Source organism: Limnohabitans sp. WS1, from assembly GCF_003063265.1.
Taxonomy (GTDB): Bacteria; Pseudomonadota; Gammaproteobacteria; order Burkholderiales; family Burkholderiaceae_C; genus Limnohabitans_A.
Map to the genome: position 1 here is coordinate 68929 of NZ_NERU01000004.1, position 26925 is coordinate 95853.

The 26925-nt window shown below is 58.2% G+C and carries 23 protein-coding genes and 1 pseudogene; 1 reads left to right on the forward strand and 23 read right to left on the reverse strand.

What is annotated here, in order from left to right:
- Positions 1-27: 27 nt before the first annotated feature.
- The 13 genes from hflX to B9Z48_RS07430 form a co-directional block, all read right to left on the reverse strand.
- On the reverse strand, positions 28-1239 hold the full coding sequence (gene hflX, locus B9Z48_RS07370; RefSeq protein WP_108377673.1) for a GTPase HflX: 1212 nt from the start codon (positions 1237-1239) through the stop codon (positions 28-30).
- Between the two features lie 27 nt (positions 1240-1266).
- On the reverse strand, positions 1267-1530 hold the full coding sequence (gene hfq, locus B9Z48_RS07375; RefSeq protein ID WP_082431612.1) for an RNA chaperone Hfq: 264 nt from the start codon (positions 1528-1530) through the stop codon (positions 1267-1269).
- 69 nt (positions 1531-1599) lie between these two features.
- Positions 1600-2940 (reverse strand): ribosome biogenesis GTPase Der, encoded by a 1341-nt coding sequence (gene der / locus B9Z48_RS07380; protein ID WP_089960645.1) that lies wholly within the window; start codon positions 2938-2940, stop codon positions 1600-1602.
- 19 nt (positions 2941-2959) lie between these two features.
- Complete coding sequence (bamB, locus tag B9Z48_RS07385) at positions 2960-4093, reverse strand: outer membrane protein assembly factor BamB (protein WP_108377674.1); 1134 nt, start codon at positions 4091-4093, stop codon at positions 2960-2962.
- Complete coding sequence (locus B9Z48_RS07390; RefSeq protein ID WP_108377675.1) at positions 4090-4770, reverse strand: tetratricopeptide repeat protein; 681 nt, start codon at positions 4768-4770, stop codon at positions 4090-4092. Before B9Z48_RS07390 ends, bamB begins: the two co-directional genes overlap by 4 nt.
- A 24-nt stretch (positions 4771-4794) precedes the next feature.
- Positions 4795-6132 carry a histidine--tRNA ligase gene (hisS, locus tag B9Z48_RS07395; protein ID WP_108377676.1) on the reverse strand — a complete coding sequence of 446 codons (1338 nt, stop codon included), beginning with the start codon at positions 6130-6132 and terminating at the stop codon, positions 4795-4797.
- Positions 6129-7418: a flavodoxin-dependent (E)-4-hydroxy-3-methylbut-2-enyl-diphosphate synthase gene (gene ispG, locus B9Z48_RS07400; RefSeq protein WP_108377677.1), complete on the reverse strand. Its 1290-nt coding sequence runs from the start codon at positions 7416-7418 to the stop codon at positions 6129-6131. Before ispG ends, hisS begins: the two co-directional genes overlap by 4 nt.
- A gap of 2 nt (positions 7419-7420) precedes the next feature.
- Positions 7421-8434, reverse strand: coding sequence for a helix-turn-helix domain-containing protein (locus tag B9Z48_RS07405; RefSeq protein WP_158273232.1), 1014 nt, complete (start codon positions 8432-8434; stop codon positions 7421-7423).
- The gene (gene rlmN, locus B9Z48_RS07410; RefSeq protein WP_108377679.1) at positions 8412-9578 is read right to left on the reverse strand and encodes a 23S rRNA (adenine(2503)-C(2))-methyltransferase RlmN; all 1167 of its coding nucleotides are present in this window, start codon (positions 9576-9578) and stop codon (positions 8412-8414) included. Before rlmN ends, B9Z48_RS07405 begins: the two co-directional genes overlap by 23 nt.
- 32 nt (positions 9579-9610) lie before the next feature.
- Entirely contained in the window at positions 9611-10036 is a 426-nt protein-coding gene (ndk, locus tag B9Z48_RS07415; RefSeq protein WP_089960667.1) for a nucleoside-diphosphate kinase, read from the reverse strand.
- A 122-nt stretch (positions 10037-10158) separates the two neighbouring features.
- The gene (locus B9Z48_RS07420; RefSeq protein ID WP_108377680.1) at positions 10159-11358 is read right to left on the reverse strand and encodes a pseudouridine synthase; all 1200 of its coding nucleotides are present in this window, start codon (positions 11356-11358) and stop codon (positions 10159-10161) included.
- Between the two features lie 5 nt (positions 11359-11363).
- Positions 11364-12104, reverse strand: a complete 741-nt coding sequence (scpB, locus tag B9Z48_RS07425) for an SMC-Scp complex subunit ScpB (protein ID WP_108377681.1) — start codon at positions 12102-12104, stop codon at positions 11364-11366.
- A gap of 133 nt (positions 12105-12237) precedes the next feature.
- Positions 12238-13191 (reverse strand): RluA family pseudouridine synthase, encoded by a 954-nt coding sequence (locus tag B9Z48_RS07430; protein ID WP_108377794.1) that lies wholly within the window; start codon positions 13189-13191, stop codon positions 12238-12240.
- A 94-nt stretch (positions 13192-13285) separates the two neighbouring features.
- On the opposite strand from B9Z48_RS07430, the gene B9Z48_RS07435 reads away from it, so the two are divergent.
- A complete protein-coding gene (locus B9Z48_RS07435) occupies positions 13286-14092 on the forward strand; it encodes an outer membrane protein assembly factor BamD (RefSeq protein WP_108377682.1) in 807 nt (268 codons plus the stop codon).
- Here B9Z48_RS07435 and B9Z48_RS07440 read toward each other — a convergent pair.
- From B9Z48_RS07440 to B9Z48_RS07485, 10 genes and pseudogenes are all read right to left on the reverse strand, one after another.
- Entirely contained in the window at positions 14061-16088 is a 2028-nt protein-coding gene (locus tag B9Z48_RS07440) for an ATP-dependent DNA helicase (RefSeq protein WP_233261061.1), read from the reverse strand. The two genes, B9Z48_RS07435 and B9Z48_RS07440, sit on opposite strands and share 32 nt — an antisense overlap.
- A gap of 95 nt (positions 16089-16183) precedes the next feature.
- On the reverse strand, positions 16184-16414 hold the full coding sequence (locus tag B9Z48_RS07445) for a YdcH family protein (RefSeq protein WP_233261047.1): 231 nt from the start codon (positions 16412-16414) through the stop codon (positions 16184-16186).
- Positions 16411-16827: a hypothetical protein gene (locus B9Z48_RS07450; protein ID WP_108377684.1), complete on the reverse strand. Its 417-nt coding sequence runs from the start codon at positions 16825-16827 to the stop codon at positions 16411-16413. The genes B9Z48_RS07445 and B9Z48_RS07450 overlap by 4 nt, the downstream gene beginning before the upstream one ends.
- Positions 16824-17921: a cell division protein ZapE gene (zapE, locus tag B9Z48_RS07455; protein WP_108377685.1), complete on the reverse strand. Its 1098-nt coding sequence runs from the start codon at positions 17919-17921 to the stop codon at positions 16824-16826. The genes B9Z48_RS07450 and zapE overlap by 4 nt, the downstream gene beginning before the upstream one ends.
- 114 nt (positions 17922-18035) lie before the next feature.
- Positions 18036-19463, reverse strand: coding sequence for a dihydrolipoyl dehydrogenase (gene lpdA, locus B9Z48_RS07460; protein ID WP_089960773.1), 1428 nt, complete (start codon positions 19461-19463; stop codon positions 18036-18038).
- A 107-nt stretch (positions 19464-19570) separates the two neighbouring features.
- Positions 19571-19852 carry a DUF2442 domain-containing protein gene (locus B9Z48_RS07465; protein ID WP_108377686.1) on the reverse strand — a complete coding sequence of 94 codons (282 nt, stop codon included), beginning with the start codon at positions 19850-19852 and terminating at the stop codon, positions 19571-19573.
- Positions 19849-20118 (reverse strand): DUF4160 domain-containing protein, encoded by a 270-nt coding sequence (locus B9Z48_RS07470; protein ID WP_108377687.1) that lies wholly within the window; start codon positions 20116-20118, stop codon positions 19849-19851. Before B9Z48_RS07470 ends, B9Z48_RS07465 begins: the two co-directional genes overlap by 4 nt.
- A 14-nt stretch (positions 20119-20132) precedes the next feature.
- Positions 20133-21386 carry a 2-oxoglutarate dehydrogenase complex dihydrolipoyllysine-residue succinyltransferase gene (gene odhB / locus B9Z48_RS07475; RefSeq protein ID WP_108377688.1) on the reverse strand — a complete coding sequence of 418 codons (1254 nt, stop codon included), beginning with the start codon at positions 21384-21386 and terminating at the stop codon, positions 20133-20135.
- A 69-nt stretch (positions 21387-21455) separates the two neighbouring features.
- Positions 21456-24323: a 2-oxoglutarate dehydrogenase E1 component gene (locus B9Z48_RS07480; RefSeq protein WP_108377689.1), complete on the reverse strand. Its 2868-nt coding sequence runs from the start codon at positions 24321-24323 to the stop codon at positions 21456-21458.
- A gap of 216 nt (positions 24324-24539) precedes the next feature.
- Positions 24540-26439: pseudogene (locus B9Z48_RS07485) on the reverse strand (propionate--CoA ligase).
- Positions 26440-26925: the final 486 nt, after the last annotated feature.

Genomic DNA, 26925 nt, shown 5'->3' on the forward strand with positions numbered 1-26925 from the left:
TGTTATTGTGCCGAAATCAAAGGCATCTCAATGCTGATCGTCTGGATATTCCCGGGTGAAGTCACGGGGATCTGTGATTTCAAGAGCATCGGCTGGCAATGCCGTTTTGACGATTTCCGATAAGGCGGTGCGCAACAAATCAAGTCCTTTTCCGGACTGAGCGCTCAAAAATACACGCGGCACGGGCATGCCGTCCATTTCGTATTGGTCTTGCAACTGCAGGGGGTAACGTTCTGCATCAATGGCGTCAAGTTTGTTAAAAACCAACAATTGCGGCACGGCATCCGCCCCAATTTCGGTCAACACTTTTTGCACTTCAGCCATTTGCTCGGGCCAATCGAGGTTGGCCGCGTCCACCACATGGAGCAGCAAATCGGCGTCAGTGGCCTCTTGCAAGGTGGCCTGAAACGCCTCCACCAAACCATGCGGCAAATCGCGAATGAACCCGACCGTGTCCGACAAGGACACCGAGCGCCCTGCTTCACCCAGGTAAAGCTGTCGGGTGGTGGTGTCCAAGGTGGCAAAAAGTTGATCTGCCGCGTAGGCACGCGCCTTGACCAGGGCATTGAACAAAGTGGATTTGCCAGCGTTGGTGTAACCCACCAATGAAATGTTGAAGGTGTCGCGGCGATCACGCTGACGGCGCTGTGTGTTGCGCTGGCGCTTGACCTTGACCAACCGTTCTTTGATGCGTTTGATCGAGTCGTTGATCATGCGGCGATCCAACTCAATCTGCGTTTCCCCCGGACCACCACGCATGCCAATGCCGCCGCTTTGCCGTTCAAGGTGGGACCAGCGCCTGACCAAACGGGTGCTCAGATACTGCTGACGAGCCAATTCGACTTGCAATTTGCCTTCATGACTTCGCGCACGCTGGCCAAAAATTTCAAGGATCAACAAGGTCCGGTCGTTCACGGGCAAACCAATGTGGCGTTCCAGATTGCGCTGCTGTGCAGGGCTGAGGGCTTGGTCAAACAAGACCTCAACCGCGCCGTGCATCAGGGCCAGCTCCTTGATTTCGTCGGCTTTGCCACTGCCCACAAACAACGCAGGATCGGGCGCTTTGCGCTTGCAGGTCAAACGGGCAACGGGCTTGAGGCCACCAGACTCGGCCAGCAGGCCCAGCTCTTGAAGATCGGCATCAAAATGTGCTCGCCCAAAGTCAACGCCGACCAATAAGGTCGGCGCGGGGGCATGAGAAGATGTTTCAGACAATATCAGCACCTGCGGCCTTGGCATGGAGACCAAGACCCTTGAATAACCGCATCAAGCGGTGATTTCACCTGTTTCGGGTGTGCTGAACGTCACCGAACGACCAGGAACAATGGTTGAAATGGCATGTTTGTAAACCATTTGAGTCACAGTATTGCGAAGAAGAACCACATACTGGTCAAAGGATTCAATCTGACCTTGAAGTTTGATGCCGTTGACCAAATAAATTGAAACGGGCACATGCTCTCGGCGCAAGGCGTTCAGGAAGGGGTCTTGCAAAAGTTGACCTTTGTTGCTCACGATATTCTCCGTGTTCAGAAGTTTAGAAGATGTGACCTTACCACAGGCCAAAGCCAGCCACCGTGCCAAAAAATGATTTCCTCGAAATCAGCTGGATTCTTTGTCAGCAAAAGGATTTGTCGAAGTTTTCATTTCGATTCGCAAGGGTGTGCCGGACAGGTTAAAGGCCTTGCGGAATCGGCCTTCCAAAAATCGCTTGTAGGTGTCGGTGACGTGCTCGAGCGAGTTGCCGTGCACCACAATCACAGGGGGGTTCATGCCCCCTTGGTGTGCATAACGCAACTTGGGTCGGAACATGCCCCCGCGCTGTGGACTTTGGAACTGAACAGCCTCGAGCAACAAGCGCGTCAAGATGGGCGTGCTCATTTTGCACATGGCCGCCTTGTGGGCCTGAACAATGGAAGCCCACACCGGACCCAAGCCTTGGCGTTTTTTGGCCGAGATGAAATGCATGTTGGCAAAGCTCAAAAACGGCAATCGCGTCTCGATGGAGCGCTGCACCAACTGGCGTTGGTACTCGTCCACTGATTCCCATTTGTTCACGGCCAAAACCATGGCACGACCGCTTTCGAGGGCGTAACCGGCGATGTGTGCATCCTGGTCGGTCACACCTTGCTCGGCATCGAGCAACAACAGCACCACATTGGCCGACTCGATGGCTTGCAAGGTTTTGACCACTGAGAACTTCTCTATGGCCTCAAACACTTTGCCTTTGCGCCGCAAACCCGCGGTGTCGATCAACTCGAACTTTTGACCTTGTTTTTCAAATGGCACCGAAATCGCATCACGCGTCGTACCCGGCATGTCAAAGGCCACCAAACGCTCTTCACCCAACCAGGTGTTGATGAGCGTGGACTTGCCTACATTGGGACGCCCCGCCACGGCAAGCTTGATGACCGAGGGATCGTCTTCGGTTTCTTCAGGTTCATCGGGCAAGTTCAGCAATTCAAATGCCAGCTCGACCAGGCCGCGCGTGCCTTGGCCATGAGCCGCCGAAATGGCAATCACCTCACCCAAGCCCAGTTCATAGAACTCGGTCAACTGGATGCCTTCAAGCATGCCCTCGGCTTTGTTGGCCACCAGCAAAGTGGGTTTGCCAATCTTTCGCAGGTATTTGGCAATGTCATGGTCTTGCGCCGACAAACCGCCTCTCGCATCGACCACAAAAATCACCACGTCAGCTTCGGCCACCGCTTGCTGCGTTTGCTTGGCCATTTCCTTGTAAATGCCAGCGCTGGCATCGGGCTCAAAACCACCCGTGTCAATGACAATGAATTCTTGTCGGCCTTGTTTGCCATTGCCGTAATGGCGGTCGCGGGTCAGGCCCGCAAAATCGGCCACGATCGCATCACGGCTCTTGGTGAGACGGTTAAAGAGCGTGGATTTGCCCACATTGGGGCGGCCCACAAGGGCCAGTACAGGTTTCACTTAAAAATTTTCCGATCCATTATTCAGGGCGAAATCCGAACACGCCCCCGGTGCGTGTGACCACGACCCATGTTTGACCCGTCCAGACGGGTTTACCGACGATGGCCGTGCCATCGGTGGCTGCACGCGCGAGCGTCTGACCATCTTGCTTGGACAAGAAATGAACCCAGCCGTCTTGGTCACCCAGGACCAAAGCTCGGCTCCAAGCCAAAGGCATGCTCAAGCCACGAAAACGCAAGCTCTCGAGTGTCCAGACGGGGGTACCCGTTTGTCGCTGCCAAGCCAGCACCTTGCCGTCGGATTCAACACCCCACAGCAGTTGATCATCGCCGTCCACACCTTGATGGCCTTGGGCTGAACGACTCCAGACTGCTCGACCATTGAGTCCATCCAAACACACCACAGAGGTCTGAAATGAACGAACACACACCGAATTGCCCAAGCGACTGGCCCCTGCCACCACATCCACCAAGCGCTCGACCTCGTTGGTTCCGCGGGTGCTGCCCACCAAGGTTTCCCAACGCGGAGCGCCCGTCAAGGGATTCAAAGAAGCCAAACGACCACCCCAACCCACCAGCAAACTGTCACCCAAGGGCATCAGCAAGCCTGCTTGACGCAGAACAAGCGGGTCATTCGGCCGTTGTTGTGTCCACAGTTTTTGACCCGTTGCGCCATCGAATGCCGTGACCGCTCGGTCACCAGTGAGCACAAAAACACGGGCTCCCGCGACCACGGGTGGGGTGTACGACAAGGCCGACAACACTTGACGCCAAACAATCTTTCCGGCCTCCACCACCACCAATTCATTGTTTTGCGTCACCACAGCAAAACGCTGGCCATCACCGCCTACACCCGCCTGGATGGACGAGCCCACCGAAACACGCCAAACGTCTCGGCCAGTTTGTGTGTCCATCAGTGCCAGCTGACCCGAAGTTGAGGCGATCGCGACTTGCTGCCCATGCACAGAGACCATCAAGGGCGTGCTGATTGGACCGACTGTGGCAGACCAAACTTTTTGCACCTTGAGCGTCCCACTGACCGAGGGCAGTGGTGATGGTTGAGGTTTTTCGGGTGCGCTTGAACAGGCCGACAAAACGCCCATCAGGGCCACAAGGAACCAGCGGTGCAAGGCAACGGTCGACTTGATGATCACTTGGAAGCTCCTTTGACAGAGGCTGACGAGGCCGTTTGTGGGTCCATCCCCAAAGCATTGAGCTTGGCTTCCACCAAACGACGGTAATCTGCGCTGTCGGCCAGCTGCTGCCAAGCCAGTTGGTAGGCCGCTGCCGCTTCACTGTTTTTGCTTTGGGCCTTCAAAACATCGCCCCGCAAATCTTCAGCCAAACCTTGCATCGCTGGTGTGAAGGGACGCGTCAATTGGCTCAAGGCCTCATCGTTGGATCCTGCATCCAACAACAAGGCCGACAAGCGCAGGCGGGCAATATCGCGGTAAGCCGAATCCGGGGCCGATTCAGCCACCCATGAAAGTGCTGCGCGTGCGGCGTCGGACTTGCCTTGCGTTTGCAAACTTTTGGCTGCCAACAATGCGGCTTGATGGGCGTAATGGGTTGCACCAAATTTGTCTTTCATGTCGGCAAAACTGCGCTCAACCCTCGCCAAATCTCCCGAAGTGACTGCTCGTTCGACCTCGTCAAACATGACGGAAGCCTTGCCCGCTTGGTCACGCTGCCAATACTGGTAACCATTCCAGGCTGCGTAACTGCCCATGACAGCAATCAGCATCCAGGAAATCAGGTTGCCGTATCTCTTCCAGAAATGTTTGATCTGGTCGAGTTGTTCTTGTTCTTCAAGGTCGAGTGCTTTGGCCATGGTGGTTTTACTGCTGTGTTCGCATCAAAGCGTGGATTGTAGGGTGTGGGCCCAAGTGGCCACAGTGCTCAAGGTCTCGCGGCGCTGTGCCCCTTCGCCGTCACGCAGCGATTTCACCGTGACCTGACCCTGGGTCAATTCTTCGGCCCCAAAAACCAGGGCAAAACGCGCCCCCGAGCCATCGGCCTTTTTGAACTGAGACTTCATGCTGCCCATGCCTTCTCCAGTGCCGGCGTGCATTTGGGCCGACACGCCACAGGCACGCAAGGTTTGCAACACCTGCATGGCTACCGGCAAGGCGGCGGTTTCGGGAATGATGGCGTACACATCGGGGGCCAGATCAGGCAAAGCCTCGCCCTGCTCTTTGATCAGTTCGAGCACACGCTCAACACCCAGAGCCCAACCCACGGCGGGTGCGGGTTTGCCGCCGACCTGCTCAATCAGATAGTCATAGCGGCCACCGCCACAAATGGTGCCTTGCGAGCCCAGGCTGGTGGTGATGAACTCGAACACCGTGAGGTTGTAGTAATCCATGCCGCGCACCAGGCGCGGGTTGATGCTGTAGGCCATGCCGTTGGCATCCAAAATCGATTTGACCGCGTTGAAGTGGGCCAGCGATGCTTCACCCAAAAAGTCGAGCAGGCGCGGGGCTGACTCGACCACACTTTGCATGGCCGGGTTTTTGGTGTCCAGAATGCGCAGCGGGTTGCTGTGCAGGCGACGCTTGGCTTCTTCGTCGAGCGCATCGCTGTGCTTTTCCAAGTGAGCAATCAGCGCGGCTCGGTGAGCTTGGCGCTCAGCCGGTTGACCCAGGCTGTTGAGTTCCAGGCGCACGTCTTTCAGACCCAAGACCTTCCACAGGTCATTGGCCAACAAAATCAATTCGGCATCGACCTCAGCACCGCCAAAACCCAGCACCTCGGCACCGATTTGGTGAAACTGGCGGTAGCGACCGCGCTGCGGGCGCTCGTGGCGGAACATCGGGCCCATGTAATACAGGCGCTTCCCGCCCTCGTAGAGCAGGTTGTGCTCGACCACCGAGCGCACCAAACCGGCCGTGCCTTCGGGGCGCAGGGTGAGCTGTTCGCCATTCAAGCGGTCTTCAAAGGAGTACATCTCCTTCTCGACGATGTCGGTCACTTCACCCAAGCCGCGCACAAACAGCGCTGTGGGCTCGACGATGGGCAGGCGCACATTGCGGTAGGCATAACGCGCCATCAAAGCGCGCACTTGGCCCTCCAGCCACTCCCAACGCGCCGAATCGGGCGGCAGGATGTCGTTCATGCCCTTGACGCCGACCAGCTTCTGGGCTTTGGCCACTTTTTCGACTTTGGGGGTGATTTCTTTCAGCGACTCGCTCATTTTTTCTCAGCAGATCCGGAACCAAAACGGTTCTCAATGTAATTTTCAACCAGCACCTGGAACTCTTGCGCAATGCCTTCACCGCGCAAAGTCAGGCGTTTTTCGCCATCGATGAACACCGGCGCAGCAGGTGCCTCGCCCGTGCCGGGCAAGCTGATGCCGATGTCAGCGTGCTTGCTCTCGCCGGGGCCGTTCACGATGCAACCCATCACCGCCACCTTGAGGTTTTCCACCCCGGGGTAACGCACGCGCCAAACGGGCATTTGGGCACGCAAAAAGTCGTCAATCTGTTTGGCCAGCTCTTGGAAGGTGCTGCTGGTGGTGCGGCCGCAACCGGGGCAAGCGGTGACGCTGGGCACAAAAATGCGCAAGCCCAGCGACTGCAAAATTTCAGACGCGATCACCACCTCTTGTGTGCGCGCTTCACCCGGCTGGGGCGTGAGGGACACGCGGATGGTGTCGCCGATGCCTTCTTGCAGCAACACCGACAAGGCCGCAGCCGAGGCCACCGTGCCCTTGGTGCCCATGCCCGCTTCGGTCAGGCCCAGGTGCAAGGCGTAGTCGGTGCGGCGGCCCAATTCGCGGTAGACCGAAATCAAATCCTGAACGCCCGAGACCTTGCATGACAAGGCGATTTGGTTCCCATTGAGGCCCATGGCCTCGGCACGCTGGGCTGACGAGATGGCCGACGAGATCAACGCCTCGTACATGACCTGACGCGCTTCCCAAGGCTGAGCGCGTTGGTTGTTGGTGTCCATCAAATCGGCCAACAGTTCCTGGTCCAAGCTGCCCCAGTTCACGCCGATGCGGATGGCTTTGTTCCAGCGCATGGCCGCTTCGATCATCTGACCAAACTGCACATCGCGCTTGTCGCCTTTGCCCACGTTGCCGGGGTTGATGCGGTACTTGGACAGCGCCTCGGCACACGCCGGGTAGTCGGTCAGCAAGCGGTGGCCGTTGTAATGGAAGTCGCCGATCAGGGGCACGTCGATGCCCATTTTGTCGAGCTGATCGCGGATGTGTGGCACGGCTTCGGCGGCTTCCGGCGTATTGACCGTGATGCGCACCATCTCGGAGCCGGCAATCGCCAGCTCTTTGACCTGGATGGCGGTGCCAATCACGTCCACCGTGTCGGTGTTGGTCATGGACTGCACACGCACCGGGGCGCCGCCGCCAACGGTGACGACGCGCGAACCCCAAACCACTTGGGACTGACGGCTTTTGCGCTGGGCAGGTCGTGCGATGTTGATCGCTGACTGCGAAAAGGCTAAATCGGCAGAGGACATGTTCACTCCTTCACTTCAAATCGGGCCACGGTCACTTGCGTGTGAGGTTTGAGATCAAAGGGCTGTCCACGCAATGTGACAGTCACACCCTGAGCACGCCCAATCACCACACTCACAGGCACAGGACTCTGAACTTGCTTGCTTTGCCCTGCCTTGACCACACCACTCCAAACGACCTGGGACGGGCCCTTGCGCAATTCAATCCAGCTGTCAGCAGACGCGGTAAACACCCATTCTGCCAAAGTCGATTTGTCTGGCTTGACCGCTGCGTTGTCCTTGAGCACCGAGGGTGCTGGGGCGTTGGCACCCAACGGTGTGGATGCAACAGCAGTCGAAGGGGGGACTGAGGAGGCGTTCTGAGCCGCTGCAGGGGAAGACGCATCGGATGCTTGGCTGAGCACAAAAGGCAAGGCCGCAGAGTCCAAGGGAGCTTGCGGATCAGTCAAGGCCCTGTCTTTGTTGGCTTGGGCCGTATTGTCAAAATGGACGCTGTCAGGCGTTGAATCATTTTGACTCATCGAGACCATCCAATCTTGCACGTCATCGAGCCAAATCCACTGACTCGGAGCGGGCAACCACAACAGTCCCGCGATCAGTACCAACATGCCCGCTGCCCACACCCCGACCGAACGCTTTTGTCGACCGGGCGACGAACGAAGCGTTCCCAAATGCATGACAGGTGCAGGGGATTGTCCTACCGTTTTTTGGGGTGTTAAACGCAATGGCGTTGAAGGCATCCGCGCCAATACAGGTGCTGCATCGATTTGCAAATGACGACAAACCGCAGCGGCCAATCCGCGAAAAAACACAATGCCCTTGGCAGGGTCAATGTTGTCGGACTCCAGCGCTTCCAATTGCTTGACGGGCACTTTCAAAGTCTGTGAAAGAACAAACAGATCCACGCCAGCTTGTTCACGGGCAGCTTGGAGCAATTGACCCGCTGAGGCTGACACTTGCGATGGTGAGGCCAAGGCATCCATGGTGGGGTTGGGCTCAGAGGGAAGATGGGTCGTCATGGGTTTGCTGCTCGGATCGCACGGCACGAACCGGCACCAAGGGAATGGTCCGTTGCTGCGCCATGCGTGATTGAACCTGGGTTCGATCTTTGACATCACCGGCCAATTGGCCACAGGCCGCATCGATGTCATCACCACGGGTTTTGCGCACAGTGGTCACCAAACCCGCATCTTGAAGCATCTTGGCAAATGCCTGCACACGACTGGCCGAGGAACGCAACAAACCAGAGGCTGGAAAGGGATTAAAAGGAATCAAGTTGAATTTGCAACGCAGGCCTTGACGCGCGTATTTTTGGACCAGATCGATCAATTGCTCTGAGTGCTCAACCTGATCGTTGACACCGTCCAGCATGCAATATTCAAAAGTGATGAAGTCTCGCGGCGCATAGGCCAGATACGCCACACATGCCTGCAACAACTCATGCAATGGGTATTTGCGGTTCAGGGGCACGAGGTGGTCACGCAAGGCATCATTGGGCGCATGCAAGGACACGGCCAAGGCCACTGGGCAATCGGCCGACAGGCGTTCGATCATGGGCACCACACCCGAGGTGGACACCGTCACACGGCGGCGCGACAAGCCATAGCCATGGTCATCCAGCATGGTGCGCAAGGCGGGCACCAAGGCCGAATAGTTTTGCAAAGGCTCGCCCATGCCCATCATCACCACATTGGAGATGACGCGGTCATCGGTGTTCAGGTGCTTGCGCAGAAAATGTTCAGCAAACCACAGCTGCGCCAGAATTTCGCCCGTCGTCAAATTGCGGCTGAAGCCTTGATGTCCTGTGGAACAAAACCGGCAGCCCACGGCACATCCGGCTTGGGAGGACACACACAGGGTGCCCCGGTCGTCTTCGGGAATGAACACCGATTCGATGGCGTTGCCATCGCCCACATCAAACAGCCATTTGATGGTGCCGTCCGAGGAAATGTGTTGACTGATCACGGGCAGCGCCGAAACGTGCGCGTGAGATTGGAGCTTTTGGCGCAAGGACTTGGCCAAATCGCTCATCTGATTGAAATCAGAAGCGCCCCGCTGGTGAATCCAGCGGAACAGCTGGGTGGCTCGAAAGCGCTTTTCGCCCAATCCGTCACAAAAAACGGCCAGACCTTCCAGGTCAAATTCGAGAAGGTTGGCCGTCATACAAATGAGGTCGCGCTGGAGCCGCGACGCAATCAGCGTGCGTAAACGTTCATGCCGGGGAAGAAGAAGGCAACTTCAGCGGCAGCGGTTTCGGGAGCGTCAGAGCCGTGCACGGCGTTGGCGTCGATGCTGTCAGCAAAGTCAGCGCGGATGGTGCCTGCGTCGGCCTTCTTGGGATCGGTTGCGCCCATCAGATCGCGGTTTTTGGCGATGGCGTTCTCACCTTGCAGGGCTTGAATCATGACGGGGCCGGAGATCATGAAATCGACCAAGTCTTTGAAGAAAGGACGTGCGCTGTGCACAGCGTAGAACTGCTCGGCTTCGCCGCGCGACAGGTGAACCATTTTGGCGGCGACCACTTTCAGGCCAGCAGCTTCAAAACGGGCGTAGATCTGACCGATCACGTTTTTGGCAACTGCGTCGGGTTTGATGATGGAGAGTGTGCGTTCGATGGCCATGTGAGTTCCTGTAACTAAAATGTTTTTAATGCTGATTTTTGCCATTTGGCAAAGCCTTTGATTCTACCCTCTGCAAGGCCCCAAATACCCCAAGCCCCAAGTGAACCTAGGGAAATCTGACATCAGCGACTGCGACCACCGCCTCGACCACCTCGGCCGGGTGCACTGGCCGCTTTTTTCAAACGATTGAAGCTTTCTGCGCCAATATAAGACTTGGACGGCTTGGCACTTTCGGTTGAAGGCAAACCCGAGCCCCCTGGCAACATATTGGGTTTGGCTGCGGGCTTGGCTCTGGGCACCGCCGTTCCTGCCCTGCCCTGACCACCGGTGCGTGGTCGCCGATCGTTGCGGTTGGTTCTGGAAGGCAACTCAGTGACGGGCCGAGGCCGCTCTGCCCCCCCCGCTGCCCGCATCAAAGATCGAATGTCTGCCTCGTCCAATTCAAGCCAAGCGCCACGACGCAAACCGTGGGGCAAAACCATGGCGCCGTAGCGGATGCGAATCAAGCGACTGACGGCGTGACCGACCGACTCCATCATTCGGCGAACTTCACGGTTACGACCCTCAGAAATGGTCACCCGGTACCAGCAATTGGACCCCTCGCCCCCGCCGTCTTCGATGGAGCCAAACTGAGCCAAACCATCGTCAAGCATCACGCCATCGAGCAACTTTTGTTTTTCGTCTTTGCTCAAGGCCCCCAAAACGCGCACCGCATACTCACGCTCCAAACCAAATCGGGGGTGCATCAACTGGTTGGCCAACTCGCCAGAACTGGTGAACAACAACAAGCCTTCGGTATTCAAATCCAAGCGACCCACCGACTGCCATTTGCCATTTTGCAATCTGGGCAATTTTCGAAACACCGAAGGTCGATTTTGTGGATCGTCGTGACTGACGATCTCACCTGCCGGCTTGTGGTAGGCCAAAACACGAGCAGGCGGCGGATCAATGCGAATGCGAAGCGGCTTGCCATCCACCTTGATTTGATCACCGTGTTGAACACGTTGCCCCACATGGGCCAACTCGTTGTTCACCGAAATGCGCCCCTCGGCGATCAGCTTTTCCATTTCAAGTCGGGAACCCATGCCCGCCTGGGCCAGCACTTTGTGCAGTTTGGGCGAATCAAACTGGGGCGCCAAGACACGCTTGCCCCCCTCGGACTCGGACGCATCGACGGCCTCTTCAGCGTCGTATTGCCCCGAAATCACGTCTGACAAGTCAATGCCTTTGTAGGGGGTCGCAGCCATCAGCGTAGACCCGGCTTTTCGGGCAGCGTAAACGCTTTTGGCTTGGCTCTTGGAGTCGACTGTGGGCTTGTTCATGTTGTTCAATTCTCTTGATCAGAGGGTGCATCAGGCAGTGGGCCTGTCTGCAATGTAGGGGGTAAGGAGGTTGACAAATGGTCGGCAGCTTGCACATCCACCGGCTCAGGCGTCGTGGGCGCCACCGCAGGCGACAAAACAGGATCGGGCAACAAAGCCAGCGCATCGTCCAAAGACAAAGTGGCTTGTGCAGGGGCCTCATCGATCAAGCCTGCCAAATCAGGCAGTTGCGCATCTGGCTGTGACAACAAAGGCAATTGGTCAAGAGAACTCAAACCCAGATCATCCAGAAACTGCCGGGTGGTGGCAAACAAACTCGGTCGGCCCACCGTTTCACGGTGCCCAATGACCTCGACCCAACCCCTGTCTTCGAGTTGCTTGATGATTTGAGACCCAATGGTGACCCCTCGAATGTCTTCCATGTCACCCCGAGTCACAGGCTGACGGTAGGCGATGATGGCCAAAGTCTCCAGAACAGCCCGGGTGTATTTGGGCGGTTTTTCGGGATGCAATCGGTCCAGGTGGTGCCGCAACTCCGGGCGACTTTGGAAGCGCCAACCACTGGCCACCTGGGTCAATTCAAGGCCCTTGTGGGTCCATTCGAATTGCAGGTCTTGCAGCATTTGCCTCAGGGTGTCAGACCCGATGGCATCGTCAAACAAAACGCGCATGTCACGCAAGGACAAAGGCTGGCCCGCTGTCAGCAAAGCCGTTTCCAGGACACGCTTGGCTTGCGCCATGTTCATGGTGTCAATCTTTCGGAAAAAAACGCCTCACGGCGTTGTAAAGCAGATCTTGCAGGGCTGGCCGTCGATCTGAAAAACCCCCAAGTGCTAAAGACTTGGAGGAATGAAACCCACTTGAATCACATCAAGGGTTTCAACCAAGGTCGGCATTGTAACCGAGGCCCAGAACCTGCACCGCAGTTTGCATGTCTTGGGGCAGCTTGGAGGTCAAATCGATCAACTGGCCCGTGATGGGGTGCTTGAAGGCCAAATGCCAAGCATGCAAGGCTTGACGGGTCATGCCCGCTGCAGCGGCTCCGCCGTACACCTCATCGGCCAACAAGGGGTGACCCACATGCGCCATGTGAACACGAATTTGGTGGGTGCGCCCGGTATGCAAAGTGCACTCCACCAAACAGGCCCGCTCGGATTGCGCCAGCAAATCGATGGTGGTCGAGGCCGTTTTGCCATGTTGAAAAGCCAGATCAACCACCGCCATGCGCAAGCGATTGGCAGGATCACGCCCGATGGCGGCCTCTACCGTCAAGGGTGAAGGAGCCGTCCAAGCTTTGTGAGCGATGGCCAGGTATTGCCTTCGCACCTCTCGCGCCGCGATCTGAGTCACCAACGCATCCATGGCCTGACGGGTCCTGGCCACCACCATCAATCCACTGGTGTTTTTGTCCAGGCGGTGAACAATGCCTGCTCTGGGCACGTCAAAGGCCCCCGGGTCCAAAGCCAACAAACCATTGAGCAAGGTGCCGCGCCAATTGCCAGGGGCAGGATGAACCACCAAACCCGCAGGCTTGTGGATAACCCTCAAATGTGCGTCTTCGTAGACCACCTCAATGGGCATTTCCTCGGGCACAAAAGCCTGCGATTGTGGGGTGGCGCGCAAGGTGATTTGCAGTCGATGCCCCAAACGCACCTTGGTGGACACCTTGGTGGTAACGCGCTCATCGACCAAAGCATCACCTTGCTCGATCAATTGCTGCAAATAACTGCGGGAAAACTCGGGCACCAAGGTGGCAAAAGCGCGGTCCAGGCGCTGCCCGTGCAGCCCCATGGGCACCTGAATCTGGCGAACCTCCACATCAAGGGTGTCCATGACACGTTCGCCGTCGTCCAGCAAGTTGCGGGACTCATCTGCCGTGGGGGGGGTCGATATAATCAAGGGGTTCAACAGTACAAGGGTGTCACAGATGCGAAGCTTCAGATTATCGATGGTTCCAGTCGGCTTGGCTTTGACTGCGGGACTCTTTCTGAGCGGCTGCGCCAACACCCCCAAAGACGCTACAGCAGGCTGGTCGCCAGAAAAAATTTACAGCGAGGCCCGTGATGAAGCCAATGCCGGGGCTTGGGACAAGGCCATCGGCTACTACGAAAAGCTCGAAGGGCGTGCTGCAGGCACGGCCTTGGCCCAACAAGCCCAAATTGACAAGGCCTTTGCACAGTACAAAACCGGGGACAAAATTCAAGCCATCGCCACGCTTGACCGCTTCATCCGACTGCACCCCACCAGCCCGGCCATCGACTACGCCATTTATCTCAAAGGGCTGGTCAACTTCAACGACAACTTGGGCCTTTTTTCTTTCATCACGCGGCAAGATTTGTCCGAGCGTGACCAAAAGGCGGCCAAAGACTCGTTCGAGGCTTTTCGCGAGTTGAGCACACGCTTTCCGGAATCCAAATACAGCCCCGATGCCCGTCAACGGATGACCCACATTGTCAATTCGCTGGCGGCCTACGAGGTGCATGTGGCCCGTTATTACGCCAGCCGAGGCGCACATGTGGCCGCCATCAACCGTGCCCAACAAGCCATTGCCGATTACCAAGGTGTGCCGGCCATCGAAGAAGCCCTGGCCATCCTTGTCAGCTCCTACAACGCCATGGGCATGAGCGCTTTGAGCAACGACGCCAAACGGGTGCTTGAAAAAAGCTTCCCTCAATCGGACTACCTCAAGTCCGAAGGAGCGGTCAAGAACGCGCGTGGGTGGCGTCTGTGGTGAGTTGATACAAAGCCTCGAGGAACGACTCATGGTCCTCCAGGCGGCGCATGGGCGGCAAGCCCTTGACCAACCTGCGACCGTAGGACATGCCCACCAAGCGCTTGTCGCAAACCACCAAAATCCCCCGATCAGTCTCACTGCGGATCAACCGCCCTGCCCCTTGCTTGAGCGCCACCGCCGCTTCGGGCAATGAATGGTCGGCAAATGCACTGCGGCCTTGCTGTGTGATGCGCTGACTGCGGGCCTCAAACAGTGGGTCACCAGGGGGTGGGAAGGGCAGCTTGTCGATGATGACCAACTGCAGCGCATCTCCCGGCACATCAAAACCCTCCCAAAAAGACGCAGAGGCCACCAAAACGCATCCACCTAATCCTTGGGCATCGCCAGAGCCACCGCCCTGCCTGAAGCGCTCCATCAAGCGACGCTTGGGGCTTTGGCCTTGTACCAGCACCTCGATGTTCTTGGCCGCATCGCCATGGGCCTGCAGGTGCTCACCAATTTGGCGCATGGCATTCAAGGTGGTGGTCAACACCAATGTGCGCCCCCCCAAAATCTGCACGGCGGCCAAAACCAACTCCGCCACTTGCTGGGCATGCCCAGGGTCCCCCGGTCGGGGCAAATGGGTGGGCACATACAAGGCCGCTTGCTGTGCGTAATCGAAAGGACTGCCGACCTGCAGAACTTGAGCTGAGTTCAGGCCACAAGGCTCGGTGAACCAACGCAGGCTCGGCTCATCCCCCAAGGTGGCCGATGTGAAAATCCAGGCCCGATGAGCCGCTGCGGAAGGCGCCTCGGTCTCGGCCGACGGGTTTTGGCCAGCCTCAAGAGCATCGTCGAGTGGGTCCAGCTCGCATTCAGCCGATGGGTGCACCCCAGCAGTGTCGACTGGAGGCGTCGGGGTGCGGGTCAAGGCTTCAAAAGCCTGAGAAATGTCCAGTGGAGACTCCACCAAGGTCAAACTCGAGCTGACCTCGGCCCAACGTACCCCTTCGGGATTGGGCAAATCCGCAAACAAAGCGGCCCGCTCCAACAATTCGCGGGTGCGATCCGCCAAGCGTTGAAAATCGGGGGCCAACTCGGTGACCATGTCCAAGCCTTGTTGCACATTCATCAGCGCCTGAGAGAGGGCTTGCAAGGCCAAAGACCATGCCTCAGGCTCCAAACCCTCAGGATGAGCGCCGATCCAACGCAGTCGCACAGAACCTCGGTGCTGGCCAGCGGCCAAGCGCAAATCACGGGTCGCCTTTTCCAAGCTGCTGCAAATCAGTGGCCAATCCACCAATCCACGCGCCAGTTGCAAGCCCGCGGCCAGCACGTCGCGACACAGCTCGTGCAACTGCACCGTTGACAATTGTTGGCCCAAAAAGTTGACCCCGATTTCATTGAGTTGGTGTGCCTCATCGAACACCGTGACCCTCACCGTGGGCAAAAGCTCGGCAACACCTGACTCACGCACCGCCATGTCTGCAAAAAACAAATGGTGGTTGATCACCACAACGTCGGCAGCCATGGCCTCTTTGCGGGCCAAATTGACGTGGCAAGCTCGGTAACTGGGACAGCTTGAACCCAAACAATTGTCCCGGGTCGATGTGACCCATGGCCACAGACCCGAACGTTCGTCGAGCCCAGTCAACTCGGCCATGTCGCCCGTGCGGGTGGACTGGGACCACAGTTCAATTTTGGCCAAGGCCTGTTGAACCCCTGGCTGAGCCGACTCGGGACTGTGCCGGGCTTGACCCATGCGGTGCAGACACAAATAGTTGGACCGTCCTTTGAGCAACGCCACGCGGATGGGCAAGCCCAGGGCCTGGACCAAACGGGGAATGTCGCGAGAAAACAATTGGTCTTGCAAGGCTTTGGTGGCCGTCGAGACCAACGCCCTTTGCCCACTGAGCAAAACCGGCACCAGGTAAGCGTATGTTTTGCCCGTGCCTGTGCCGGCCTCCACCACCAACTGCCCCCCCTCTTGAACCACGCGGCTGACGGCCATGGCCATGTCGGTTTGCCCTTGTCGCGGCTGAAACCCAGGCACCGCTTGGGCCAAAACCCCCTGGTCCGACAAAGTGTCTGCCACACGTTGGTCCAACAAATTCAAGCGGGCTCCTTGGGCGAGAGTTGCCATTTCAATTGCGCCATGTGATCACGCAAGGCCAGGCGTCTTTTTTTCAATCGGCGCAAACTCAAATCGTCCAATGGCTTGGCCGACAAAGCCGCTTGATCGATCAGGGCGTCCAGATCGGCGTGCTCCATTTGCAACTCAATCAACTGACGCTGGGGAGATCGCAGGTCTTGCAACACCCCTAAAAAACGAGCATCGCTCATGACGGATCCTTGGGCTCTGGCGCTTTGTTTTGCAAACGCACATTGCGCTGCTCGGTGCGCCACAAACGCTCTTGGGCATTCAAGGACAACTCCTGCTCCTTCAGTGGATGCAAGGCTTGCCGACGCTGACGACGGGCATCGTTGAGGCAAGGGTTGACCGCAAATTTTTGCCAACAAAGTTTCTTTTGCGATTCATAAACCACCAAGACGGCCTCTCTCTCCCCTTGCAAAAGCGCTCTTTGGCGAGCCATGACCTCAGGCAAGTCATCAACGGGCACCGGCTGCGCCTGCTCCATTGCGGTCAAAGGAGTGTCAAGCACGGTGTCATTGACGGAACGTGCACTTTGGGCCCATGCATGGCCTGTGTGCACCAACAACGCCATCACCATGAACCAGCCAAGTCTGCGCATCATGTCAGTTGGGTGTCCACTGTGCGGTGCTCAAGTGCCAGGAACTCGCTGGACTGCATTTCATGCAAACGAGACACCGTGCGCGGAAACTCATGTGACATGGGACCACTGGTGTAGAGGCCCTCGGGTGGCACGGCCGCTGACATGATCAACTTGACCCTGCGGTCATACAACACGTCGATCAACCAGGTAAAGCGCCGCGCTTCAGAGGCCATGCTGACGGGCATGTGCGGCACATTGCTCAACAAAACGGTGTGGTACTGCGTGGCAATTTCGAGGTAATCATTTTGTGAGCGAGGACCCCCACAGATCGCACGGAAATCAAACCAAACCACATCGCCTGACCGTCGTTTGGCCGTGATGTCACGCGCTTCGATGCGCAGCACCGGTTCTTCATCAGGTCCAGTGGCCAGCCGTGTGAAGGCATCGTTCATCTCGGCATCAGCCTGATCACCCAAAGGCGTGTGGTAAAGCTTGACCATCTCCAGGGTGCGGCGTCGGTAGTCGGTGCCGTTGTCCACATTGAGCACCTGCATGCGCTGGTTCAGCAAAGCGATGGCGGGCAAGATGCGGTCGCGGTGAAGGCCGTCGGGGTACAGGCCATCCGGCTCGAAGTTGGAAGTGGTGACAAAACCCACGCCGTTGTCGAACAGTGCCACCAGCAAGCGGTGCAAGATCATGGCGTCGGTGATGTCGGCCACATGAAACTCATCAAAACAAATCAAGCGATAGCGCTTGGCCATGCGCTTGCCCAGCTCATCCAAGGGGTTGACGGTGCCCTGAATGGCCGCCAGTTCGCGGTGCACCTCGCGCATGAACTCGTGAAAGTGCAGGCGGGTTTTGCGCTGAATGGGCACAGCAGCAAAAAAACAGTCCATCAAGAAGCTTTTGCCTCGCCCTACCCCGCCAAACATGTACACCCCCTTGGGGATTTCAGGACGACTGCGAAACTTGCCCAGCAGACCTGAGCGTTTGGATTTGTAAGCCGCCCATTCGCTGGCACAGCGCTCCAGTGCTTCGATGGCTCGCAGCTGAGCAGGGTCGCTTTGATAACCGCGTTTTAGGAGTTCTTCTTCGTAAACTGCACGAACGGACATGGATGGCTTGCTCTTCAAATCAAATGAGAAAACCCGGGACCAGGCCCGGGTTTTCAGGGATGCAGAACTTTAACCCAACTCACCCGGCGCTGCAGTGTCGGGAGCGTCAAGGTCTTAGAAGTTCAAGCTGCGCTTGTCCACCGCCAAAGCGGCCTCTTTGGTGGACTCGCTCAAGCTGGGGTGTGCGTGGCAGATGCGGGCAATGTCTTCCGCGCTGGCGCGGAATTCCATGGCCACCACAGCCTCGGCGATCAGCTCGGAGGCTTGTGGGCCCACGATGTGCACGCCCAGGATTTCATCGGTGGTGGCATCGGCCAGCATTTTCACCATGCCGGTCGTGTCGCCCAAGGCGCGTGCACGGCCATTGGCCAGGAACGGGAACGAACCGGCCTTGTAGGCCACGCCATCGGCCTTGAGCTGCTGCTCGGTGCGGCCGACCCAAGCGATCTCGGGGCTGGTGTAGATGACCCAAGGGATGGTGTTGAAGTTGACGTGCCCATGTTGGCCCGCGATGCGTTCGGCCACGGCCACGCCCTCTTCTTCGGCTTTGTGCGCCAGCATCGGGCCACGCACCACGTCACCCACCGCCCACACGCCGGGCAAGTTGGTTTTGCAATCGGCGTCCACCACCACCGCGCCGCGCTCGTCCAGCTGCAAGCCCACGGCTTCGGTGTTCAAGCCGATGGTGTTGGGCACACGGCCGATCGAAATGATCAGCTTGTCGGCATCCAGAACCACCGCTTCGCCCTTGGCGTTGGTGTAGTTGACCGTGACGCCCTTCTTGCCGTTGACGATCTCGCCGACTTTCACGCCCAGCTCGATCTTCAAGCCTTGCTTGTCGAATGCCTTCTTGGCTTCTTTGGCGATTTGCTCGTCCACTGCGCCCAAAAATGTGGGCAGGCCTTCGAGGATGGTGACTTCTGCACCCAGGCGACGCCAAACCGAACCCATTTCCAGGCCAATGACGCCAGAGCCGATCAAGGCCAGCTTCTTGGGCACAGCACCCACGCGCAAAGCGCCGTCGTTGGACAACACATTGACTTCGTCAAACGGCGTACCAGGCAGCGCACGGGCGTTGGAGCCCGTGGCGATGATGACTTGCTTGGCCGTGATGTCCTCTTCGGCCTTGCCCGCCACATGGAGGGTGTAGCCGCCCTCGGCCTTGCCCACAAAACTGCCGCGACCGTGGAAGAAGGTGACCTTGTTTTTCTTGAGCAAATACAAGATACCGTCGTTGTTTTGCTTCACCACGGTGTCTTTGCGGGCAATCATCTTGGCCACGTCCATCTTCACGTCCGTGGCAGTGATGCCGTGCTCGGCGAAGTGGTGGTTGGCATGGTCAAAGTGCTCGCTGGACTGCAGCAAAGCCTTGGAGGGGATGCAACCCACGTTGGTGCAGGTACCGCCAGGCGCTGGGCCACCGGCAGCGTTTTTCCACTCGTCGATGCAAGCGACTTGGAAACCGAGTTGTGCAGCGCGGATAGCTGCGATGTAGCCACCGGGGCCACCGCCGATGACAACGACGTCGAATTGTTTGCTCATAGGTTTCTTTCTATTCAGTCATTCATTGAATTGAGACAGTCCCGGTGCCAGCTTCTCAGCCCCATGAGGCTTCGTGCCGAACAAAAATTGTCCCGATCGTGTGTAGTTCAGGTCTGATTCATTGGGGGCAGACCGGCATGGGCCACCCCTTTCAGATAGAGCGTTTCAGGGGCTAAATCCAGCATGTCATCCCAGACCACCGTGCCGTGTGAGACATGGGCCTTGGCAAACATCCCTCCCACTTTCAGCCGTTGAAACGCCGGAAACTCCAAGTAGGGTTTGACGTCAAAGGACTTGACTGCGCCATCCTTGAATTCAAGCAACAGTTCAAAATTGTCCAAGGTCTTCACCTTGGTCACGCGCGGCAAAAGGGGGCGGGTTTCAGTCATTTGAGTGGATCGATCCTGAAAAGGTCACGCCCTTCAATGGCCAATGACCAGTCTGCCATCAACTCTTCGGCATGAATTTCGATCCAGGCCTCGACCAAGCGCCGCTTGTTTTTAGGGAAGTTCCCTGCCAATTGCTCCGCGCTGGGAATGGCAAAAACCGCCTCGAAGTCTTGGTAGTACACATGGATGTGTGGCATGTGGTGTTCACTGGTGTCCATGAAATACATGGACACCAAAACACCATAGAACATCGAGATGGTTGGCATGCCTCGGTTTGATGTCAGATGTCGAACAAGAGGCGAGCTGGATCTTCCAGCGCCTCTTTCATCGCCACCAAGCCCAAGACAGCTTCACGGCCGTCAATGATGCGGTGGTCGTACGACATGGCGAAGTAGTTCATGGGGCGAACCACAACCTGGCCGTTTTCCACCATGGCGCGGTCTTTGGTCGCGTGCACGCCCAAAATGGCCGACTGAGGTGGGTTGATGATGGGGGTGGACATCATCGAGCCAAAAGTACCGCCGTTGGAGATGGAGAAGGTACCGCCGGTCATCTCTTCGATGCCCAACTTGCCGTCCTTGGCCTTCTGGCCGAATTCGGCGATCTTCTTTTCGATCTCGGCAAAGCTCATCTGGTCGGCGTTGCGCAAAATCGGCACCACCAAACCGCGTGGGGAACCCACCGCGATACCGATGTCAAAGTAGCCGTGGTACACGATGTCGTTGCCGTCGACCGAGGCGTTGAGCACAGGGAATTTCTTCAGGGCGTGCACAGCGGCTTTGACAAAGAAGCTCATGAAGCCCAGCTTGCAACCGTGTTCCTTCTCGAAACGGTCTTGCATGCGCTTGCGCATGTCCATGACCGGGGCCATGTTGATTTCGTTGAAGGTGGTCAGGATGGCGTTGGTCGACTGCGACTGCAGCAAACGCTCGGCCACACGGGCACGCAGACGTGTCATGGGCACACGCTGCTCTGGGCGGTCGCCCAGGTTGACGGCGGGGGCCGACACCTGAGGCAGCGTCTTGGTGGGCACGCCTGTAGGAATCACGGCAGCGGTGGACTTGACGCCACCGGCCACAGCGGCCAGCACGTCACCCTTGGTCACACGGCCGTCTTTGCCAGAACCGGCCACCGAGCCAGCGGCCAAGCTGTTGTCAGCCATGAGTTTGGCAGCGGCGGGCATGGCCACACCGGCCATGCTGCCACCCGTGGCGGCTGCGGCGGCCACAGGGGCTGCTGCGCTCACAGCGGGGGCGGCAGCTGCAGCGGGTGCAGCGGCGGCACCGACCTTGCCGTCAGTGTCGATGCGGGCAATCAATTGCTCTGCGGCCACGGTGCCGCCATCGGCCACGAGGATTTCAGAGATCACGCCAGCAGCGGGCGCGGGCACTTCGAGCACGACCTTGTCGGTCTCGATTTCGATCAGGATTTCGTCGGCAGCAACCGCTTCACCGACTTTCTTTTTCCACTGCAGCATGGTGGCTTCAGCCACTGACTCGGACAGTTGGGGGACTTTGACTTCTACGATGGCCATGATGTTTCCGTTATGCGTTGGTCGTTTATCGAGGGGTCTGGCGCTGAACCCTCAGCGCCAGACGCTGGTTCACTTGGTCAGCACGAAGCCCTTGAGCTTCGAGAAGGCCGCTTCGATCAGTGCTTTTTGCTGGTCTTGGTGCAGGTGTGAGTAACCCACCGCAGGTGACGCAGACGCTGCGCGACCGGCATAACCGAGCTTTTGACCTTCGAGCATGTTCTCGTGGATGTTGTGCTGAATGAAGAACCAGGCGCCCTGGTTCTGCGGCTCGTCCTGGCACCACACGATGTCGGTGGCGTTGGGGTACTTCTTGATCTCGGCCGCGAAAGCCTTATGCGGGAAGGGGTAGAGCTGTTCCACGCGGATGATCGCGGTGTCGTCAGCACCCTTGGCTTCGCGTTGCTTGACCAGGTCGTAGTACACCTTGCCCGAGCAGGCAATGACGCGCTTGACCTTGTCGGCCTTGAGCGCCTTGTTCTCGGGGATCACGGTCTGGAAGCTGCCCTTGGTGAACTCGGACACCGGGCTGGTGGCATCCTTGTTGCGCAGGAGCGACTTGGGCGTGAAGATGACCAAGGGCTTCCTCAGGTCACGCACCATCTGGCGACGCAGCACATGGAAGATCTGGCTGGCCGTGGTGGGCTGCACGAGCTGCATGTTGGTGTCGGCCGCCAACTGCATGAAGCGCTCCACGCGGGCCGAGCTGTGCTCAGGGCCCTGGCCTTCGTAGCCGTGCGGCAGCATCAAGGTCAGGCCGTTCACACGGCCCCACTTGACTTCGCCCGACGCAATGAACTGGTCGATCACCACTTGAGCGCCGTTGGCAAAATCGCCGAACTGCGCTTCCCAAATCACCAAGGTGTTGGGGTCGTTGGAGGCGTAACCGTATTCAAAACCCAGCACCGCTTCTTCGGACAGGATCGAGTCGATCACCGTGAAGGGGGCCTGCTTGTCAGAGACGTTTTGCAGGGCGACGTAGGTGCCGGTGTCCCACTTTTCGCGCTTTTGGTCGTGAATGACGGCATGGCGGTGGGTGAAGGTGCCTCGGCCGCAATCTTCGCCCGACAAACGCACAGGGTAGCCACTGGCCACCAAAGAGGCGAAAGCCATGTGTTCGCCCATGCCCCAGTCGACCGGAATGTCGCCACGGCCCATGGCTGCGCGGTCGTCGTACACCTTTTTGACCAACTGGTGCGGTGTGACCGACTCAGGGATGGTGGTGATTTTCTCGGCCAGACGTTTCCAGTCGGCCAAGGGGATGGAGGTGTCGCCTGCGTCGGTCCACTTCTTGCCCATGAAGGGCGCCCAGTCCACGGTGAACTTGGTTTTGAAGTTGGTCAACACCGGCTCGGTGGTGTTCTTGCCTGCGTCCAAAGCCGCGCGGTAGGCCTTGGCCATGTCGTCGCCAATGGTTTCGCCCAAGCCTTGTGTGGCCAGTTTGTCGGCAAACAGTTTGCGCGTGCCAGGGTGTGCGCCGATTTTTTTGTACATCAGCGGCTGGGTCAGCGCAGGGGTGTCCTGCTCGTTGTGACCCAGTTTGCGGAAACACACCACGTCCAGCACCACGTCTTTTTGGAACGTCATGCGGTATTCCAAAGCCAGCTGAGTGGCCAGGACCACGGTCTCGGGATCGTCACCGTTGACGTGCAAGACCGGTGCTTCGACCATCTTGACGATGTCGGTACAGAACACGCTCGAGCGCATGTCGCGCGGGTCAGAGGTGGTGAAACCGATCTGGTTGTTGATGATGATGTGCACGGTGCCGCCTGTGGAGTAACCACGGGTTTGGGCCAATGCAAAGGTTTCCTGGTTCACGCCCTGGCCACCGAAGGCGGCATCACCGTGCACCAACACGGGCAGCACTTGCTTGCCCAGAGGGTCACCCCGGCGGTCCATGCGGGCACGCACCGAGCCTTCGACCACAGGGTTCACAATTTCCAGGTGCGAGGGGTTAAAGGCCAGCGACAAGTGGACAGGACCACCAGCGGTGTTCACGTCCGAGCTGAAACCTTGGTGGTATTTCACGTCACCGGCAGGCAGGTCTTCCGGGGCGGTGTGGTCGAACTCGGCAAACAAGTCGGCCGGCAGCTTGCCCATGGTGTTGACCAAAACGTTCAAGCGGCCACGGTGGGCCATGCCGATCACGACTTCCTGAACGCCTTGGGCACCTGCCGACTGGATCAACTCGTCCATGGCGGCGATGAAGCTCTCGCCCCCTTCGAGCGAGAAACGCTTTTGGCCGACGTATTTGGTGTGCAAATAACGCTCCAGACCTTCGGCGGCCGTCAGGCGGTCGAGGATCTGCTTTTTCTTGTCCGATGTGAAGTTGGGCTTGCTGCGGATGCTCTCGAGCTTTTGCTGCCACCAGCGCTTTTCAGCTTGGTCGGTGGTGTACATGTACTCGGCACCCAAGGTGCCGCAATAGGTCTCGCGCAGCGCGTTGAGCAACTCGCGCAAGGACATGTTGTTCTTGCCGAAGAACGTGTTGCTGGTGTCGAACACGGTTTCCTGGTCGGCATCGGTGAAGCCGAAGAAAGCGGGGTCGAGGTCAGGAATATTGGGGCGCTCGGTGCGCTTGAGCGGGTCCAGGTCGGCCCAGCGTTGGCCCACGTTGCGGTAAGCGGCGATCAGCTGCTGAACGGCAGTGCGCTTGCGGCCCATTTCAACGTCGGCGCTGGCCATGACAACTTTGGTGCCGCCGGCTTTGGCGCGTTCGGCAAAAGCATTGATGACCGGCTGGTGGGGCACGTCTTTGGCGTTGGAGCCATCGACTGCGGGAACGTGCTGCAAGGCGTCAAAGTAGTCGCGCCAGGAATCGGGCACGCTGCCAGGATTGGCCAAATAGTTTTCATACATCTCTTCGACGTAGGGGGTGTTGCCCCCGAAGAGATGGGTATTGCCTGAATAGGCGGAGTAGACGGAATTTGTCTCGCTCATGATTCGCTGACCTCCGTTTCCCTCTGGGAAACATTAGTTGGTTGATATATACCTTCCGCGACACGGCTGGACCGGTTGGCGGATGCGACTGTGGCAGGGGAAGGGCCTAAGTACAGCGCGCATTGTGCCATGGCTTGTCCGATGTCTAACTTACAGGCGTTTAGAGAGAACCTTTGCAGAATAAAAAAAGGCCCCGACAAAACGGGGCCCAGGGCATCAGCCTTTGATCTGATCGACGATCTGCTGCAAAGCGGCCGGATCGTCCATGGTGGTCAGGTCGCCAGGATCGCGCCCTTCGGCCACAGCCTGAATAGCGCGGCGCAGCAGTTTGCCGCTGCGGGTCTTGGGCAATGCGGTCACAAAGAACACACGCGACGGACGGGCCACCGCACCGAGCTGGCTGTCCACGACTTTCATGACTTCGCCTTCGAGCTTCAGGCGTGCTGCCGCATCCGTCAGGCCCGAGGTGTCCTTGGCAATGGCAAACGCCATGGCCACCTGCCCTTTGAGCTGATCGGCCACACCAACCACGGCCACTTCAGCCACGTTGGGGTGGCTGGAGATGCTTTCCTCGATCTCGCGGGTGCCCAGGCGGTGGCCGGCCACGTTGATCACGTCGTCGGTGCGGCCCAGGATGAAGAAGTAGCCGTCTTCGTCACGCACCGCCCAGTCGAAGGTGCTGTAAACCAGCTTGTTGGGGACGGTTTTCCAGTAGGTCTTGACGAAACGCTCGTCGTCGCCCCAGATGGTTTGCAGGTTGCCGGGTGGCAATGGGCCCTCGATGGTCAACACGCCCTTCTGGTTGGCGCCGGTGAGTTCTTCGCCCGTCTGATCGTCGACCAGCTTGACGTTGTAGCCATAGATGGCCTTGCCGGGTGAGCCGAACTTGCTGGGCGCTTTTTCCACGCCGTTGCAGATGCTCAAGATCGGCCAACCGGTTTCGGTCTGCCAGTAGTTGTCGATGATGGCCTTGCCGTTCAGTCCTTCTGAAATCCACTTGGCAGTGGGCTCGTCCAGCGGCTCACCAGCCAGGAACAAGGCCTGCAGGCTCGACAGGTCGTACTTGGTGAGCAGCGCAGGGTCTTGCTTTTTGAGCACCCGGATGGCCGTGGGGGCGCTGAACATGACCTGGACCTTGTACTTCTCGACCAAACTCCACCAGATGCCGCCGTCGGGGCGAATCGGCAGGCCTTCGTAGAGGATGGTGGCCATGCCGCCAATCAGCGGGCCGTAGATGATGTAGCTGTGGCCCACCACCCAGCCGATGTCGCTGGTGCAGAAAAAGGTGCCGCCGGGCTTGCCTTCAAAAACATTGGGGATGCTGGCGGCCAAGGCCACGGTGTAGCCCCCCGGTGTCGCGCTGCACGCCCTTGGGCTTGCCGGTGGTGCCCGAGGTGTAGAGCGTGTAGCTGGGGTGCGTGGATTCGACCCACACACAAGGCACGACCGCATCCATGTGCTTGGCACGCTCGGTGGCGTAGTCCACATCGCGGCCGGCCACGGGCGTGAAAGCAACCAGTTGGCGGTCCACCATGACCACGTTGGCCGGTTTGTGGGCCGAGAGCTTGATGGCTTCGTCAAGCAGCGGCTTGTAGGAAACGGCTTTACCACCGCGCGAACCGGCATCGGCGCTGATGATGACCTTTGGCGAAGCGTCCTCGATGCGGGTGGCCAGCGAGTGCGAGGCAAAACCACCAAACACCACCGAGTGGATGGCCCCCAAGCGCACACAGGCCAGCATGGCAAAAGCCGCCTCGGCGATCATGGGCATGTAAATCAGCACGCGGTCGCCCTTGACCACGCCCAGGTCTTGCAAGATGGCAGCCATGCGCTGCACTTCGGCATGCAGTTCACGGTAGGTGTAGGTTTTTTCCTGATCGGTCTCGGTCGAAACGAAGATCAATGCAGGCTGGTCGGCGCGATCGGCTAAATGGCGGTCCACGGCGTTGTGGCACAGGTTGGTTTCGCCCCCCACGAACCACTTGGCAAAGGGCGGATTGCTGTAATCGCAGATTTGCTGCGGCTGAACTTTCCAGTCCACCAGTTTGGCCTGCTCGGCCCAAAAAGCGTCACGGTCGTTGATCGACCGGGCGTGAAATTCTGCGAAATTGCCCATGGATGTCTCCTGAAAACCCACCAAGTTGAAACCGAGGAAGGGGGCGATGGTCACGCACCACCCTGCACTTCTGAATTCATAATTATGGCCAAGGGACTTGCAATAAGCTGACTTTAACGGCCAGCCAATGAAGTTAAAAAGGACGCCTGCCCTGTCGATGCGACACCCTGATTGCGATCAAGCCTCGCAGACCACGGCCCATCGCCCCGGGGGCGGGGCTCCTACAAAAAGTCGATGCCGGGTCGCTGGCCAATGACTGAACTTGTTGAAACGACGCCCTCGTCGCGATCAAGCCTCGCAGACCACGGCCCATCGCCCCTGGGGCGGGGCTCCTGCAAATAGTGGATGCCGGGGCCGTTGACCAATGACTGAACCTGTAGGAGCGACGCCCTCGTCGCGATCAAGCCTCGCAGACCACGGCCCATCGCCCCGGGGGCGGGGCTCCCCTATAAATAGTGGATGCCGGGGCCGTTGACCAATGACTGA